Origin of the sequence: Bradyrhizobium huanghuaihaiense (genome assembly GCF_025200885.1) — a bacterium.
Lineage (GTDB): Bacteria > Pseudomonadota > Alphaproteobacteria > Rhizobiales > Xanthobacteraceae > Bradyrhizobium > Bradyrhizobium huanghuaihaiense.
In genome coordinates this window covers 905,234-920,295 of the sequence record NZ_CP104172.1, presented here as the reverse complement: position 1 = coordinate 920,295, position 15,062 = coordinate 905,234, and the positions used below count along the sequence as shown (strand labels likewise).

Genomic DNA, 15,062 nt, shown 5'->3' with positions numbered 1-15,062 from the left:
ATTTTGACGCGGGCCCGTCTCTTATCAGCGGCGTCACAGTTGGCTAAGGTGGCCGCCGTCCAAAACCTGCCTGCTATTTTCGGGAGTGAAACAGTGGATCTTGGGATCAAAGGTCGCCGCGCCATCGTCTGCGCATCCAGCAAGGGCCTCGGCCGCGCTTGCGCCATCTCGCTGGCCGAAGCCGGCGTTCATGTCACGCTGACGGCGCGGGGCGCCGAAGCGCTGAAGAAGACGGCCGACGAGATCCGGAAGGCCTATCCCGGCGTGACGGTCACCGAGATCGTCGGCGACATCACGACGCCTGCGGGGCGCGAAGCCGTGCTGAAGGCCTGCCCCGATCCCGACATCCTGATCAACAATGCCGGCGGCCCGCCGCCCGGCGATTTCCGCAACTGGACCCGCGACGACTGGATCAAGGCGATCGACGCCAACATGCTGACCCCGATCGAGCTGATCAAGGCGACCGTCGACGGTATGATGGCGCGCAAGTTCGGCCGCATCGTCAACATCACCTCGGCCGCGGTGAAGGCGCCGATCGACATCCTCGGCCTCTCCAACGGCGCGCGTGCCGGCCTCACCGGCTTCATCGCCGGCCTGTCGCGCAAGACGGTGATCAACAACGTCACCATCAACGGCCTGTTGCCGGGCCCGTTCGAGACCGACCGCCTGACCGGCACCGCGAAGGCCGAAGCCGACAAGCGCGGCACGACGCCGGAACAGATCCTGGCCGAGCGCGCCAAGCTCAACCCGGCGGGCCGCTTCGGCCAGCCCGACGAGTTCGGCTATGCCTGCGCCTTCCTCTGCGGCGCCAAGGCCGGCTTCATCACCGGGCAGAACATTCTGCTCGACGGTGGCGCCTTCCCAGGCACGCTGTAACGCCGCTTCGCTCTCTCCCCGCTCCTGCGGGGAGAGAGCGCTTTGCAACATTCACCGCTGCTTCGTCGGCTCGTCCTCGTCCCGCTCGCTGGGATCGGAGGAATCGGCGGTGAGACGCTCGTCGGTCCAGTCGATGCCGAAGGCATCGAGACCATCGGCGAGCAGATCGCCCAGCATCGGCTCGCCGAGCAGGTACTGCACCGTTTCGTGCCGGGGCTTGCGATACTCGGACCGCGCCTCCACGGCGCGGGCACGTAAGTCATCCCAGTCATCGATCGTACCGTCGCCACGACCGAGCCAGGTCAGCGCGACGAGGTCGACCTGCTCGTCCTCGTTCAGGGCAACGATGAAGCCGCCGAGCTCGCTGGCGACCGGATCGGAGCCGTCATCCCCGAGCACGTCGACCGCGTCGTCATCGCTCGGATTCGACCCCGAATCGGGATCGACATCCCCTTCCTTGACGTCGAATTCGCGCGCCTTCTCGATGATGAAGGCGACTTTCTCGGCGGAAATTGCAAGCTCTGGCATGGCAGCCTCTTTTGTCGTCGCTTTCTCTTGGGGTTCCCGCGATAACGCCGCATCGCACCAGATGATCCATTGCGCTTGACGGCGGAAAACCGCATGTTTCGGCACCAAAACAAGAAACATGGGAAGGCGCCCGATGCAGTGGAAAGTGGGCAGGGTCAAAATCACCAAGGTGGTGGAATTGGAGACGGTCGGCTCGACCCGCTTCATCCTGCCGCTAGCGACCAATGATGAGATCCGGAAGCTGCCCTGGCTGATCCCGCATTTCGCCACCGAAGAAGGCCGGCTGAAGATGTCGATCCATTCGCTGGTGGTGGAAACGCCGAACCACCGCATCGTGGTCGACACCGGCCTTGGCAACGACAAGCAAGGCCGCGGCGTCCCGACCTGGAACAACCGCACCACGCCGTTCCTGGAGACGATGATCGCGGCGGGCTTTCCGCCCGAGAGTGTCGACACCGTGCTCTGCACACATCTTCATGTCGATCACGTCGGCTGGAACACGAAGCTGGTCGACGGCAAATGGGTGCCGACCTTCCCGAAGGCGCGTTACGTCTTCGGCCGCACCGAATACGAGCACTGGCGCGACCATTCCATCGAGCCGGACAAGGCCGCCGTGTTTGGCGATTCCGTGCAGCCGATCGTCGACGCGGATCGGGCCGATCTGATCCCGAGCGATCATCAGCTGTGCGACGAGATCAGCATGATCCCGACCCCGGGCCACAGTCCCGGCCATATGAGCATCCTGATCAAATCTGACGGCGAGCAGGGCCTGCTCACCGGTGACGTCGCCCATCATCCCTGCCAGATGGCGCATCTCGACTGGTCCTCGACCGCCGATTCCGACCAGGCGCAGTCGGCGGTGACGCGGGCCGCGCTGTTCGGCCGCTTTGCCGACACGGAGACGCTGGTGATCGGCGGGCATTTTTCGGCCGGGCACATCAGGCGCGACGGGGCCGCGTTCAGGTTTGTGGCGCTGGCCTAGGTCTCGTGCCCCGGATGCTGCGCAGCGCCAAGAGCGCGTTTACGCGCGTCTTCGACGCGCTATGGTGATGCGCAGCTAAGCCGGGACCCACGATTGTGGCAATCTGGGTCCCGGCTCTGCGCCGCACCGCTTCGCGCTGCGTCGCGTCCGGGACACGAGACCTGAGCCTGCCCACCGAATCCAGAAGCCTGCAATGCGGCCCGTTTTGAGCGGTTGAATTTCCTGCCGCGCTGTTCCATGAAGCTGTTTAACCGATCGGTCCATTTCCAGGGAGAAACGAGAATGAAGCTTGTTCGTTATGGCGAAAAGGGTGCGGAAAAGCCCGGCCTGATCGACAAATCCGGCCAGTTGCGCGACCTGTCGGCCCATGTGAAGGACCTCACGGGTGAGGCCTATTCGCCGGAGTCCCTGAAGAAGCTGGCGGCCCTCGACCCCGCCTCGCTGCCCGCCGTCTCCGGCAAGCCGCGGTTCGGCGCGCCCGTCACCGGCATCTCAAAATTCGTCGCCATCGGCCTCAATTACAGCGACCACGCCAAGGAGACGGGCGCGGCGATCCCGACCGAGCCGATCATCTTCATGAAGGCCAACACCTCGCTGTCGGGCCCGAACGATGCGGTCGAGAAGCCGCGCGGCTCGACCAAGCTCGACTGGGAGGTCGAGATCGCCGCCATCATCGGCACCCGCGCCAAGTACGTCTCGGAAGCCGACGCGCTGAACTACGTCGCCGGCTATTGCGTCTGCAACGACGTCTCCGAGCGCGCCTTCCAGATCGAGCGCCTGGGCCAGTGGACCAAGGGCAAGTCGCATGACACCTTCGGCCCGGTCGGCCCCTGGCTCGCGACCAAGGACGAGATCAAGGACGTGCAGAACCTGTCGATGTGGCTCGACGTCAACGGCCAGCGCCGCCAGACCGGCTCGACCAAGACCATGATCTTCTCGATGGCCAAGTGCGTCTCCTACGTCTCGCAGTTCATGACGCTGCTGCCGGGCGACATCATCACCACCGGCACCCCGCCCGGCGTCGGCCTCGGCATGAAGCCGCCGACCTTCCTCAATGTCGGCGACGTCGTGACGCTCGGCATCGAGGGCCTCGGCGAGCAGCGCCAGGAGATCATCGCGGCGTAAGCCTCCGCCCTCTCCCCGTCATTGCGAGGAGCTCTTGCGACGAAGCAATCCAGGTTCTTTCTGCGGAGACAGTCTGGATTGCTTCGCTTCGCTCGCAATGACGAAAACAACCGCCGGATGTTCATCAGGATCGTTCCATGAAGCTCACCTTCTCCCCCGCCTCGCCCTTCGCCCGCAAGGTGCGCATCGCCGCGATCGAGCTCGGGCTGATCGACAAGATCGAGCTGACGCCCGCAACCGTCGCGCCGGGCACGGCCAACGAGGACTATTCGAAGATCACGCCGCTGAAGAAGCTGCCGGTGCTGATCACCAATGACGGCGACGTCATTTTGGATTCCTACGTCATCGTCGAATATCTCAACGAGATGGCCGGCGGCAGCCTGATCCCGGATTACGGCCCGCAGCGCTGGAAGGCCAAGACCAATCACTCCCTGATCAACGGCATGCTCGATTCCATGCTGCTGTGCCGCTACGAGAAGATGGTGCGGCCGCAGGGCCTGCAATGGCAGGCCTGGTCCGACGACCACTGGAACAGGGCCTGGACCGGCATGGCGCGCTTCGAGAACATGCCCGACGTGCTGAACGGTCCGTTCGACATCTCGCAGATCGGCCTCGTTTGCGTGCTCGGCTATGCCGACTTCCGCTTCGCCGATTGCGGCTGGCGCAAGGCCTATCCGAAGCTCGACGCCTTCCACCAAAAAATGCTGGAGCGGCCCTCCGTGAAGATCTCGGTGCCGCCTCCGGCGTAACCTACGCGGGAGTTCTCATGAGCCTGAAATATGCGGTCGGCGATCTCACCATCCATCGCGTCATCGAGCAGGAAACCTCGTTCGTCCCGGCGCTGGAAATGCTGCCGGGACTGACGCCGGAGGTGCTGGCCGAGAACCGGGCGTGGATGCGGCAGGCCAAGGCGCTCGACGACAACGATGTGCTGATGTTGTGCTTCCAGTCCTATGTGGTGAAGACGCCGCACCACACCATTTTGGTCGACAGCTGCATCGGCAACGACAAGCCGCGCCCCAATCGTCCGAAATGGAACATGAAGACCGACGACACGTACCTGAGTGGGCTCAAGGCCGCCGGGTTTGCGGTCGACGACATCGACTTCGTGATGTGCACGCATCTGCATGTCGATCACGTCGGCTGGAACACGCGGCTGGAGAATGGCCGCTGGGTGCCGACCTTCCCCAAGGCGCGCTACGTCTTCGCCAGGCAGGAATACGACCACTGGTCCGCCGAGAATGCGAAGACGGAGATCCCGCCCTTCGCCGACAGCGTGCTGCCGGTGGTCGAGGCTAACAGGCACGAGCTCGTCGGCAACGATCATCAGATCGGCGATCACGTCCGCATCCTGCCGACGCCCGGTCACACGCCGGGCCACATCGCCATCACGATGGGCCGCGGCAAGGACGACGCGGTGTTTTCGGGCGATCTCATGCATTCGCCGTTGCAGACGCTCTATCCGGAGCTGTCGATCAAGTTCGACGTCGACCCCGCGAAGGCGGCCACGACGCGCCGCAGCTTCCTGGAGCGTTATTGCGACACTGACACGCTGTGCTGCACCGCGCATTTCCCCTCGCCGTCGGTGGGGAAGATCAAGCGCAAGGGCAATGCGTTCGTGTGTGCGGCGGTGTGATTTAGCCGAGGTCGCGCGGCGAACTCCTATCCTCCCCTGGAGGGGGAGGATCGGTTCGCATGCAGCGAAGCGGAATGCGAACCGAGGTGGGGTGACGGTCTCTCCTCGTTGAAACTGCCCGTGTCGAGAGATCACCCCACCCCGCTCGCGCTTCGCGCGATCGACCCTCCCCCTCCAGGGGAGGGTAAGAGACGCCCTAGTGGAGGAAACGATGACCGCGCTTCCCGACATCCCCCTCCCCGCGGGAATCCGCTCGCGCACCATCGACGGCATCAACGGCTTGCGCATGCATGTGCTCGAAGCCGGGTTCGAGACCAAGGGCCGTCCGTGCATCCTGCTGCTGCACGGCTTTCCCGAGCTGGCCTTCTCCTGGCGCAAGGTGATGCCGGCGCTGGCGGAGGCCGGCTATCACGTGATCGCGCCGGACCAGCGCGGCAATGGCCGCACCACGGGATGGACCGCGGACTATGACGGCGATCTCACGCCGTTCTCGCTTCCGAACCTGGTGCGCGACGCGCTCGCTTTGGTGTCGGCGTTCGGCTACAGGCAGGTCGATCTCGCCGGGCATGATTTCGGCAGTCCGGTCGCGGCCTGGTGTGCGCTGATCCGGCCCGACGTGTTTCGCTCGGTGACTCTGATGAGCGCGCCGTTCGGCGGAGCGCCGACAATGCCGTTCGATACGGTCGATGGTCCCGCAAAGGCTGCCGTGGAAGATCCCGTACATCGCGAGCTCGCTGCACTGCCGCGCCCGCGAAAACACTATCAATGGTACTACGCGACACGCCCGGCCAACGCGGACATGCAGCACGCGCCGCAGGGCGTGCATGATTTCCTGCGCGCCTATTATCATCACAAGAGCGCGGACTGGATCGACAACAAACCGTATCCGCTCAAGGCGTGGTCGGCAGACGAACTCGCAAAACTGCCGACCTATTACGTGATGGACGCCGGCGAGACCATGGCCGAGACGGTCGCGAAGGAGATGCCCTCGCCGGCCGCGATCGCCGCGAACCAATGGCTGCCGGACAGCGACCTCGCCTATTACAGCGCCGAATACAGCCGCACCGGATTCCAGGGCGGGCTGCAATGGTATCGCTACGGCACCTCCGGCATGCTCAACCGCGAGATGCAGCTGTTTGCCGGCCGCAGCATCGACGTGCCCTCCTGCTTCATCTCCGGCAAGCAGGACTGGGGCACCCATCAGCGCCCCGGCGTGTTCGAGGCGATGCAGGGGCGCGGCTGCACCAAGATGCTCGGCTGCCATCTCGTCGACGGCGCCGGCCATTGGGTGCAGCAGGAGCAGCCGGCCGAGGTGAGCCGGTTGCTGCTCGACTTCCTCGCAAAGGCCGGCACGGTCTGATTTGACCCGGAAACCGCGGCGCCGTATATAGTTTAGAATAGTTCTAAACTATCGAAACAGGGCCGTCGTGAAGAATTTTGCCGATCTGACCGAGCGCGAGGTGCTGGCGGTCGCGATCTCCTCCGAGGAGGAGGACAGCCGCATCTACATGACCTTCGCCGAGGATCTGAAGGAACGCTATCCGGACTCGGCCAAGCTGTTCGAGCAGATGGCCGAGGAGGAGCGCGGCCATCGCCACATGCTGCTGGAGATGTACGAGCAGCGCTTCGGCCAGCATCTGCCGCCGATCCGCCGCGATGACGTCAGGGGCTTCCTGCGCCGCCGCCCGATCTGGCTGACCAAGAACCTGCCACTCGACACCATCCGCAAGGAGGTCGAGACCATGGAGCTCCAGGCCGAGCGCTTCTACGCCAAGGCCGCCGAGCAGGCGGATGACGTCAACGTGCGCCGGCTGCTCGGCGACCTCGCCGAGGCCGAGAAGAACCACGAGCACACCGCCGCGAAACTGACCGGCGAGATCCTGAAGCCCGACGTCCGCGCCGAGGAGGACCGCACCCGCAGGCGCATGTTCGTGCTGCAATATGTGCAGCCGGGCCTTGCCGGCCTGATGGACGGCTCGGTCTCGACGCTGGCGCCGCTGTTCGCGGCCGCCTTCGCCACGCATCAGAACTGGCAGACATTTCTCGTCGGCCTCGCCGCCTCGATCGGCGCCGGCATCAGCATGGGCTTTGCGGAAGCCTTGTCCGACGACGGCTCGCTGACGGGGCGCGGCTCGCCCTGGCTGCGCGGCGTCACCTGCGGCGCGATGACGACGCTCGGCGGGCTCGGCCACACCGCGCCTTATCTGGTGCCCGACACATGGCCGAACGCTTTCTGGATCGCAACCGCGATCGCCTGCGTCGTCGTGTTCTTCGAGTTGTGGGCGATCGCCTTCATCCGCTCGCGTTACATGGACACGCCATTCCTCCAGGCCGTGTTCCAGATCGTTCTCGGCGGCGCCATCGTGCTGGCGGTGGGGATATTGATCGGGGCAGCGTAGGGGTTCTCCATCGTCACTCGTCGTCCCGGCGGAGGCCGGGACCCATACTCACAGGCAGTAATTTGGCGAAGACTCGGAGTTGCCGGCTCGCGCCACAACTTCTCCCTGGGGTTATGGGTCCCGGCCTTCGCCGGGACGACGACGGAATTTGTGGCGACGCCACCGCGCTTGTTTAGCTCCCTTCTCATTCCGTCCCGCCACACATCAATCACGGTCAAACAGCGGTTGCAGCCTTCTGCCAAACTGCGCATCATCCTCCAACAACCGGAGCGGGAGACACGCCGTGGCCAGATCGGAATGGAGTTTCAAGAGCGCGGTCGAGGTGTCGGCCGCATTGAACGCGAAGAAGGTCTCCGCGGTCGAGCTCACGCAGGATGCGATCGGCCGTATCGAGCGTCACGACGGCAAGATCAACGCGATCTGCGTCCAGGATTTCGATCGCGCGCTCGGCGTCGCGCGCGAGGCGGACGCCGCATTGGCCCGCGGCGAGCGCAAACCGCTGCTCGGCCTGCCCGTGATGATCAAGGAATCCTTCAACATCGCCGGCCTGCCGACGACCTGGGGCTTCGTGCCGCAGAAGGATTTCAGGCCCGTGGAAGACGCGCTGCCGGTGGCCCGCATCAAAGAGGCCGGTGGCGTGATCCTCGGCAAGACCAACGTGCCGGTCGGCCTCTCCGACTGGCAAAGCTACAACGACATCTACGGCACCACGAACAACCCCTACGATCTCGGCCGCACACCGGGTGGATCGTCCGGCGGATCGTCGGCCGCCCTTGCCGCAGGTTATTGCGCGCTCGCCTCCGGCTCCGACATCGGCGGCTCCCTGCGCGTGCCGGCATTTCATTGCGGCATCTTCGCTCACAAGCCGACCATCAATCTCTGCCCGGCGCGCGGTGAGACCCCGCCGCCATTTCCAGCCCTACCGCGCGAAGGCGACCTCGCCGTCATCGGCCCGATGGCGCGCAGCGCTGCGGATCTGTCCTTGCTGCTCGAAATCATGGCCGGACCGGATCCGCTGGACGCCGGTGTCGCCTACAAGCTCGACCTGCCTGTTGCGCGACATCAGTCGCTGCGGGATTTTCGTGTCCTGGTGGTCGACAGCCATCCGCTGCTGCCGACCGACCGGGATGTCCGCGGCGCGATCGACAAGCTCGCAACCGATCTTGCGAAGGCCGGCGTCACGGTCGCACGCGAGAGCGCGCTGCTGCCGGATTTCGCGGAGACCTCGCGGCTTTACATGCGCATGCTGCTGGGCTTCCTCGGCGCGTTCTTCCTGCCGGAGGAGCTCGCGGATTCGCGGGCCCGGGCGAGCCAATTGTCGCCGGAGGACCGGAGCCTCGGCGCCGAGCGGCTGCGCGGCACGATTGCAAGCCACCGCGCCTGGGTGCTCGACGCCGGTCGCCGCGCCGGCCTGCGCGCGCAATGGCGCGCGCTGTTCAACAGCTTCGACGCGGTGATCTGCCCGATCATGCCGACGCCGGCCTTTCCGCATGATCATTTGCCGGAACAGGACCTGCGACGCATCAGCATCGACGGCCAGGACTACCCCTATTCCGACCAGCTCGCCTGGCCGGGCATCGCGACGCTTCCGGGCCTGCCTGCGACGGCCGTCCCGCTCGGGCTGTCGAAAAGCGGCCTGCCGCTCGGCATGCAGATCGTCGGCCCGTGGCTGGAAGATCGCACGCCGCTGAAGCTCGCCGAGCTGATCGAGCGCGAGTTCGGCGGCTTCGTCCCGCCAGAAATGTTTGACGATTAGGGCTTCTTCCCGTCATTGCGAGGAGCTCTTGCGACGAAGCAATCCAGACCGCATCCCCGGTGATATTTCTGGATTGCTTCGCTTCGCTCGCAATGACGGGGTAAAATAACATCGAGATTGCGGGTTCGCGCTCCGCGTGTCCCGGAATGACAGAGAGGGAGGAAGCACCATGAGCCAGGATCTCGAACAGCTCACCGCGCTCAATCGCGACTACGTCGCCTCCGTTCAGAACTGCGACGTCAGGCGCTTCGACGAGATCCTGGCGCCTGAGTTCTACTGCTCCAATCCCGACAAGACGCTGGTCGATCGCGCCGCCTTCCTGGAGCAGACGGCGCGGCCGATCGCGATCCGCAACCTGCACGCGCATGACGTCATCATCCGCATCATGGGCGACTTCGCCATCATCCACGCGGCGACCAGCTACACCACGGCCGACGGCCAGCAGGCGACGGGCCGGTACACCGATTGCTGGGCGAAGAAGAACGGGACATGGCTGGCCGTGTCGGCGCACGTGTCGCGGTGAGGTGTTTCTCCTGTAGCCCGGATGGAGCGAAGCGAAATCCGGGACAGTCCGTCCGCGACAAAGATCCCGGATTACGCTTTGCTCCATCCGGGCTGCAGACTGTCATGCCCCGCGACCCGGCTACGCCAAGGCTTCGCCGGGGTTGAGATCGAGGGGCGCCGAAGCTTTAGCGTAGGCGGCAGGCGGGGCATCCAGTACCCTGCGGCAGCAGTTCGTTCACTCAACTCCCGCCGGAGTACTGGATCGCCCGGTTAAACCGGGCGATGACACCTGTGTTGGATCAACTATCGAACACGATCACGCTGCGCAGCGTCTTGCCGGCTTTCATGTTGGCAAAGCCCTCGTTGATCTCAGACAATTTCAGCTTCGCCGAGATCCAGTCCTCGAGGTGCAGCCGGCCGCGCAGGTAGAAATCGACGAGGCGCGGCATGTCGACGCGGAAATGGTTGGAGCCCATCGAGGAGCCCTGGATCCGGCGCTCGCGCAGGAAGTCGAAGCCGTGCAGCTCGATCTTCTGGCCGAACGGAATCATGCCGACGATGGTGGCGGTACCGCCGGCGGCGAGCATGCCGAACGCCTGCTCCGCGGTCTCCTTGCGGCCGAGCACCTCGAAGGCGTGATGCACGCCGCCATTGGTGAGGTCGCGCACCTGCTTCACGACGTCGCCGTCGGCGGGATTGATGATGTCGGTGGCGCCCAGCTTGGTCGCGAGCTGGAGTTTTGCCGGATTGGTGTCGATGGCGATGATACGGCCGGCGCCCACGATCTGCGCGCCGTTGATCGCGGCCATGCCGACGCCGCCGCAGCCGATCACCGCCACGGTCTCGCCGGCCGTCACCTTTGCCGTGTTTACGACCGCACCATAGCCGGTGATGACGCCGCAGCCGATCAGCGCGGCGAGATCGAGCGGCATATCCTTGCGGATCTTCACGATGGCGTTCTCGTGCACCAGCATCTGCTCGGCAAAGGACGAGAGATTGAGGAACTGGTGCAGCTTCTCGGAGCGAGACCACTGCATGCGGTTGGAGACGCCCGGCAGCATCTTCACCGTCGCGTCGGTGCAGAGCACGGTGCGGCCGGTGGTGCAATTGTCGCACGTGCCGCAGAACACCGACAGGCAGGTGACGACGTGATCGCCCGGCTTGACGTAAGTGACATCGGAGCCGACCTGCTCGACCACGCCGGCAGACTCATGCCCGAGCACCGCCGGCAGCGGATGCGGATAGAGCCCTTCCATGAAGTGCAGGTCGGAGTGGCAGAGGCCGGCCACCGCGGTGCGGATCAGGACCTCGCGCGGGCCGGGCTTCGGCAGGCTGACATCCTCGATGACCAGCGGCTGGTTGACTTCATAGAGGACGGCGGCCTTCATCGAACACTCCCTATCGCGTTTCTTGTTTGATCGCGGCGCGCAGCCTACGCCGCCAGAACCAGTTCGCCAACCTCGCTCATGCCGGCTGGGCTGTCGCCGAACAACAGCGCGGCGATCTTGGCCTGCACGGCATTTTCCGTCAGCCGGAACGGATCGCTCGGCGACACGCGATGGTCAATCACGAGGCGCGACAGCAGCAGCCGGCGCGCATCGCCGCGCATCTCGTGGATGCGGTGCGCTTCCCAGGCGAGCGCGACCGCGCTTGCGACATGATAGAGCAGGCTGGTGGCGCGGCGCGCATCGGCTTCGTTCTCGGCCTTGCCCGCAACCTCGCGCGCAAAGCCGACCGCGCGATCGACGAGGCCGCGCAGATTGTCGCGCCAGGCCTGCGGCACGGAGGCGCTGTCGTCGAGCCGGGCATGCAGATCGGCGGCGAGCGCGGATTCCGCGCCATGGCGACCGACCGCACGCCGGAGCGCATCGATCGCGACGATGTTGCCGGTGCCCTCCCAGACCGAGCCGAGATGCGCATCGCGCAAGAGCCGTGGGGTAACGAATTCCTCGATATAGCCGATGCCGCCGCGCATCTCGAGTGCATCGCCGCAGACCTTGCGCGCATCACGCGTGGCACGGAATTTCAGCGTCGGGGTCAGGATGCGCAGCAGCGCCGCCGCATCCTGGCTGCCGGCTTCGGCACGGTCGAGCGCGTCGGCGGTGAGAAAGCTCATCGACAGCGCCTGCTCGACCGGCAGCATGATCTTCAGCATCTGCCGCCGCCCGAGCGGTAGATCGATGATGCGCTGACCGAACACGACGCGGTTCTTCGCCACGGCAAGCGCATCATGATAGGCGCGGCGCATCAGCGCGGTGGATTTGACGCCGTTGGAGAGCCGCGACGAATTCACCATCTCGGCCATCTGCACGAAGCCGCGGTCGAGCTTGCCGACCGCATAGGCGATCGCCCCTTCGAGCTTGATCTCGCCCGAGGCCATCGAGCGGGTGCCGAGCTTGTCCTTCAGGCGCACGATCCGGTAGTGGTTCTGCGCGCCGTCATCGAGGAAGCGCGGCATCAGGAACAGGCCGACGCCGCGCGTGCCGGGACCGGCGCCTTCGGGGCGCGCCAACAGCATCACGACTTTCGCATCGGCATTCGAGCAGAACCATTTCTCGCCATAGAGGCGCCAATAATCGCCCTCCTGCACCGCGCGCGTGGTCAGCGTGCCGACGTCGGAGCCGCCCTCCTTCTCGGTCATGAACTGGCCGCCCTGCGTCAGCTTGCTCATGTCGGTCGAGGTCAAGCCGTCCAGATATTTCGCCTTCAGCGCCTCGCTGCCGAAATTCGAAAGCAGCTTGGCGCAGCCGTCGGTGACGTTGATGGGGCAGCCCATGCCGAATTCGGTTTGGTTGAACAGGAAGGTGAAGGCATGCTTGGCGACGACAGGGTACTTGTCTGGCCAGCCCATGATGCCCTTGCGGATCGAGAGCGCGTGGACGCCGAACTGGCCGAACGCGGCGTTCTCCAGCTCGCGATAGGCCGGATGATATTCGATCGACTGCACGTCGCGCCCGAACTTGTCGCGCTGGTGCAGCACCGGCGTGTGCCGGTCGGCGAGCCGCGCGCACTCGTCGAGCCGGCCGCCGGCGAGCTCGCCGAGGCGATCGAGATGCGGCTCGATGTGGCGGAACAGATTGTCCGGCAGATGGATGCGGAGCAGATCCGTCAGCGCCGGGTCGGCGCGGTAGAAGTTCATGCCGGACGTATCGGGCGCCAGCAGGCCGGATGGCTCGGCCGCGACATGTTTCGGCTGCGCTGGGACCGGCTTGTGCATGATCGTCCTCTTCGTTTCCGCCTTACGGACATTTTGCGCTGTTTTGGCGCTTGCCGCTTTGAATGATGTCGATCATGCTCCAGCCAGGAAGCGCGATAAAGCCGCAAATTGTCAGGGAGGCATGATCGCCGTGACGGAGCAATTCGCTCTGCGGAATTGTGATCGACTGGCCGTCGGCTCTTGGCTGGTTGCCCGCGCGGCCCATGCATAGATCAACTGCTTCCCGTCCTGAGAGATCACGCCATGGAACACCCGAAATACAAGATCGCGCTCATCGTCGGTGCCGGCGAAGGCCTGAGCGCCTCGCTGGCCCGGCTGCTGTCCGCCCAAGGCATCCGTGTCGCACTCGCCGCGCGCAAGGTCGAAAAGCTCGGCGCGCTCTGCAGCGAGACCGGCGCGAAAGCCTATGCCTGCAACGCCGCCGAGCCTGATGAGGTCGAGCGGCTGTTCGGCCTGGTCGAGCGCGAGATCGGCACGCCCGATCTCGTCGTCTACAATGCCAGCGGCCGCACCCGCGGGCCGTTCGTCGATCTCGTTCCGGCCGACGTCGCGCAGGCGATCGCGGTCAGCGCCTATGGCGGCTTCCTGGTGGCGCAGCAGGCGGCCAAGCGCATGCTGCCGAACCAGCACGGCGCGATCCTGTTCACCGGCGCTTCCGCCAGCGTCAAGGGCTACGCGCAGTCCGCCTCCTTCGCGATGGGCAAGTTTGCGCTGCGCGGGCTCGCACAGAGCCTGGCGCGTGAACTCTCGCCGCAAGGCATCCATGTCGCGCATTTCGTGATCGACGGTGGCATCAGGAGTACAGCGCGCACCGAGCCTGCCGACAAGCCGGATTCGATGCTCGACCCCGACGCCATCGCACAGAGCTATTGGAACGTGTTGCAGCAGCCGCGCAGCGCCTGGAGCTGGGAGCTGGAGCTGCGGCCCTGGGTGGAGAAGTTTTGAGACGATAACGTAGCAACAACCGTCATTGCGAGCGAAGCGAAGCAATCCAGAAATGTCTCCGCGGAAGCAGACTGGATTGCTTCGCTTCGCTCGCAATGACGAAAGAGAGGGAGGCGACATGACCACGGAAACCACCATCGACACCGGCACCAGCGAGCTCCTCTGCACCATCCGCGACCGCGTCGCGGTCATCACGCTGAACCGTCCGGAGGCACGCAATTCGCTGTCGGACGCGCTGACGCCGGCGCTGCGCACCATGATCCGGACCTGCGCCGAGGATCCGAGCGTCGGCGCGCTCTTGCTCACTGGTGCCGGCGAAGCCTTCTGCGCCGGCGGCAACGTCAAGGGCATGGGCGCGCATCGCGACCCCAAAAAGCTGGAGATGTCGTTGGACGATCGCATCGCCGATCTGCAGGAGCGGCAGCGGCTGCTCACCGGCGCGCTGGTGTCGGTGCGTAAGCCGACGATCGCCGCGCTGCCCGGCCCCGCGGTCGGCGCCGGGCTTGCCATCGCCATGGCCTGCGACATCCGCATCGCCGCGCAATCGGCCTTCGTCGCCACCGGCTATGCCCGCATCGCGCTCAGCGGCGACTACGGAATCGCCTGGCTGCTCACCCGCCTCGTCGGCACCGCGCGGGCACGCGAATTGATGTTCACCGGCGATCGCGTCGACGCCGCGCGCGCCGAAACGATCGGCCTCGTCAACCGCGTCGTGCCCGACGACAAGCTGCAGACTGAGGCGTTCGCGCTGGCCAAATCGCTCGCCGAAGGCCCTCGCCTCGCGCTGCGCTACATGAAGGACAATCTCGACGAGGCCCTGCTGTTCGACTTCGAAACCGCCCGGGATCACGAAGCCGAGCGGCTGATCCGCCTGACCACGACCGCCGACCACAAGGAAGCCGTGCAGGCGTTCATCGAGAAGCGCAAGGCGGTGTTCGCGGGGAAGTAGGATTTTTACCCGTCACCCTGAGGCGGCCGCTTCTTCAGCGGCCCTCGAAGGGCGACGGCCCGGCTGCGGCCGCGGGGAATCGGATGCCAATGGACAGCGAGGCCGTTCATCCTTCGAGGCTCCCCATGGGACACGTTGCGTCCCA

The 15,062-nt window shown here is 65.2% G+C and carries 15 protein-coding genes; 11 read left to right on the top strand and 4 right to left on the bottom strand.

Annotation, left to right across the window (positions count from 1 at the left end; all coding sequences use genetic code 11):
* Positions 1–93 precede the first annotated feature (93 nt).
* Positions 94–876 carry an SDR family oxidoreductase gene (locus N2603_RS04275; protein WP_018643346.1) on the top strand — a complete coding sequence of 261 codons (783 nt, stop codon included), beginning with the start codon at positions 94–96 and terminating at the stop codon, positions 874–876.
* A gap of 51 nt (positions 877–927) precedes the next feature.
* On the opposite strand, the gene N2603_RS04270 is transcribed toward N2603_RS04275, so the two are convergent.
* Entirely contained in the window at positions 928–1,404 is a 477-nt protein-coding gene (locus N2603_RS04270) for a DUF3775 domain-containing protein (RefSeq protein ID WP_026312051.1), read from the bottom strand.
* Between the two features lie 133 nt (positions 1,405–1,537).
* On the opposite strand from N2603_RS04270, the gene N2603_RS04265 reads away from it, so the two are divergent.
* The 8 genes from N2603_RS04265 to N2603_RS04230 all read left to right on the top strand — a co-directional run bounded on the left by N2603_RS04265 (position 1,538) and on the right by N2603_RS04230 (position 9,825).
* A complete protein-coding gene (locus N2603_RS04265) occupies positions 1,538–2,386 on the top strand; it encodes an MBL fold metallo-hydrolase (RefSeq protein ID WP_260387807.1) in 849 nt (282 codons plus the stop codon).
* A 282-nt stretch (positions 2,387–2,668) separates the two neighbouring features.
* On the top strand, positions 2,669–3,511 hold the full coding sequence (locus N2603_RS04260; RefSeq protein WP_018643348.1) for a fumarylacetoacetate hydrolase family protein: 843 nt from the start codon (positions 2,669–2,671) through the stop codon (positions 3,509–3,511).
* 137 nt (positions 3,512–3,648) lie between these two features.
* Complete coding sequence (locus N2603_RS04255; protein WP_260387806.1) at positions 3,649–4,260, top strand: glutathione S-transferase family protein; 612 nt, start codon at positions 3,649–3,651, stop codon at positions 4,258–4,260.
* Positions 4,261–4,277: 17 nt separating this feature from the next.
* Positions 4,278–5,147: an MBL fold metallo-hydrolase gene (locus tag N2603_RS04250; RefSeq protein WP_260387805.1), complete on the top strand. Its 870-nt coding sequence runs from the start codon at positions 4,278–4,280 to the stop codon at positions 5,145–5,147.
* 211 nt (positions 5,148–5,358) lie between these two features.
* On the top strand, positions 5,359–6,507 hold the full coding sequence (locus N2603_RS04245) for an alpha/beta hydrolase (protein ID WP_311741133.1): 1,149 nt from the start codon (positions 5,359–5,361) through the stop codon (positions 6,505–6,507).
* Positions 6,508–6,574: 67 nt separating this feature from the next.
* Positions 6,575–7,546, top strand: a complete 972-nt coding sequence (gene mbfA, locus N2603_RS04240; protein ID WP_018643352.1) for an iron exporter MbfA — start codon at positions 6,575–6,577, stop codon at positions 7,544–7,546.
* A 283-nt stretch (positions 7,547–7,829) separates the two neighbouring features.
* Entirely contained in the window at positions 7,830–9,302 is a 1,473-nt protein-coding gene (locus N2603_RS04235; RefSeq protein WP_260387804.1) for an amidase, read from the top strand.
* A 169-nt stretch (positions 9,303–9,471) separates the two neighbouring features.
* Positions 9,472–9,825, top strand: coding sequence for a nuclear transport factor 2 family protein (locus N2603_RS04230; protein WP_260387803.1), 354 nt, complete (start codon positions 9,472–9,474; stop codon positions 9,823–9,825).
* A 280-nt stretch (positions 9,826–10,105) separates the two neighbouring features.
* Here the strand turns inward: N2603_RS04230 and N2603_RS04225 are convergent, their stop codons facing one another.
* The 3 genes from N2603_RS04225 to N2603_RS04215 are packed head-to-tail and all read right to left on the bottom strand — an operon-like array spanning position 10,106 to position 13,228.
* Positions 10,106–11,194, bottom strand: a complete 1,089-nt coding sequence (locus N2603_RS04225; protein WP_260387802.1) for a Zn-dependent alcohol dehydrogenase — start codon at positions 11,192–11,194, stop codon at positions 10,106–10,108.
* Between the two features lie 44 nt (positions 11,195–11,238).
* On the bottom strand, positions 11,239–13,023 hold the full coding sequence (locus tag N2603_RS04220) for an acyl-CoA dehydrogenase family protein (protein ID WP_260387801.1): 1,785 nt from the start codon (positions 13,021–13,023) through the stop codon (positions 11,239–11,241).
* A 22-nt stretch (positions 13,024–13,045) separates the two neighbouring features.
* Positions 13,046–13,228, bottom strand: coding sequence for a hypothetical protein (locus tag N2603_RS04215; RefSeq protein WP_260387800.1), 183 nt, complete (start codon positions 13,226–13,228; stop codon positions 13,046–13,048).
* A gap of 38 nt (positions 13,229–13,266) precedes the next feature.
* On the opposite strand from N2603_RS04215, the gene N2603_RS04210 reads away from it, so the two are divergent.
* Together N2603_RS04210 and N2603_RS04205 are read left to right on the top strand one after the other, a co-directional pair.
* Complete coding sequence (locus tag N2603_RS04210; protein WP_260387799.1) at positions 13,267–13,968, top strand: SDR family NAD(P)-dependent oxidoreductase; 702 nt, start codon at positions 13,267–13,269, stop codon at positions 13,966–13,968.
* 118 nt (positions 13,969–14,086) lie between these two features.
* The gene (locus tag N2603_RS04205; RefSeq protein ID WP_260387798.1) at positions 14,087–14,917 is read left to right on the top strand and encodes an enoyl-CoA hydratase; all 831 of its coding nucleotides are present in this window, start codon (positions 14,087–14,089) and stop codon (positions 14,915–14,917) included.
* The last annotated feature ends 145 nt before the right edge of the window (positions 14,918–15,062 follow it).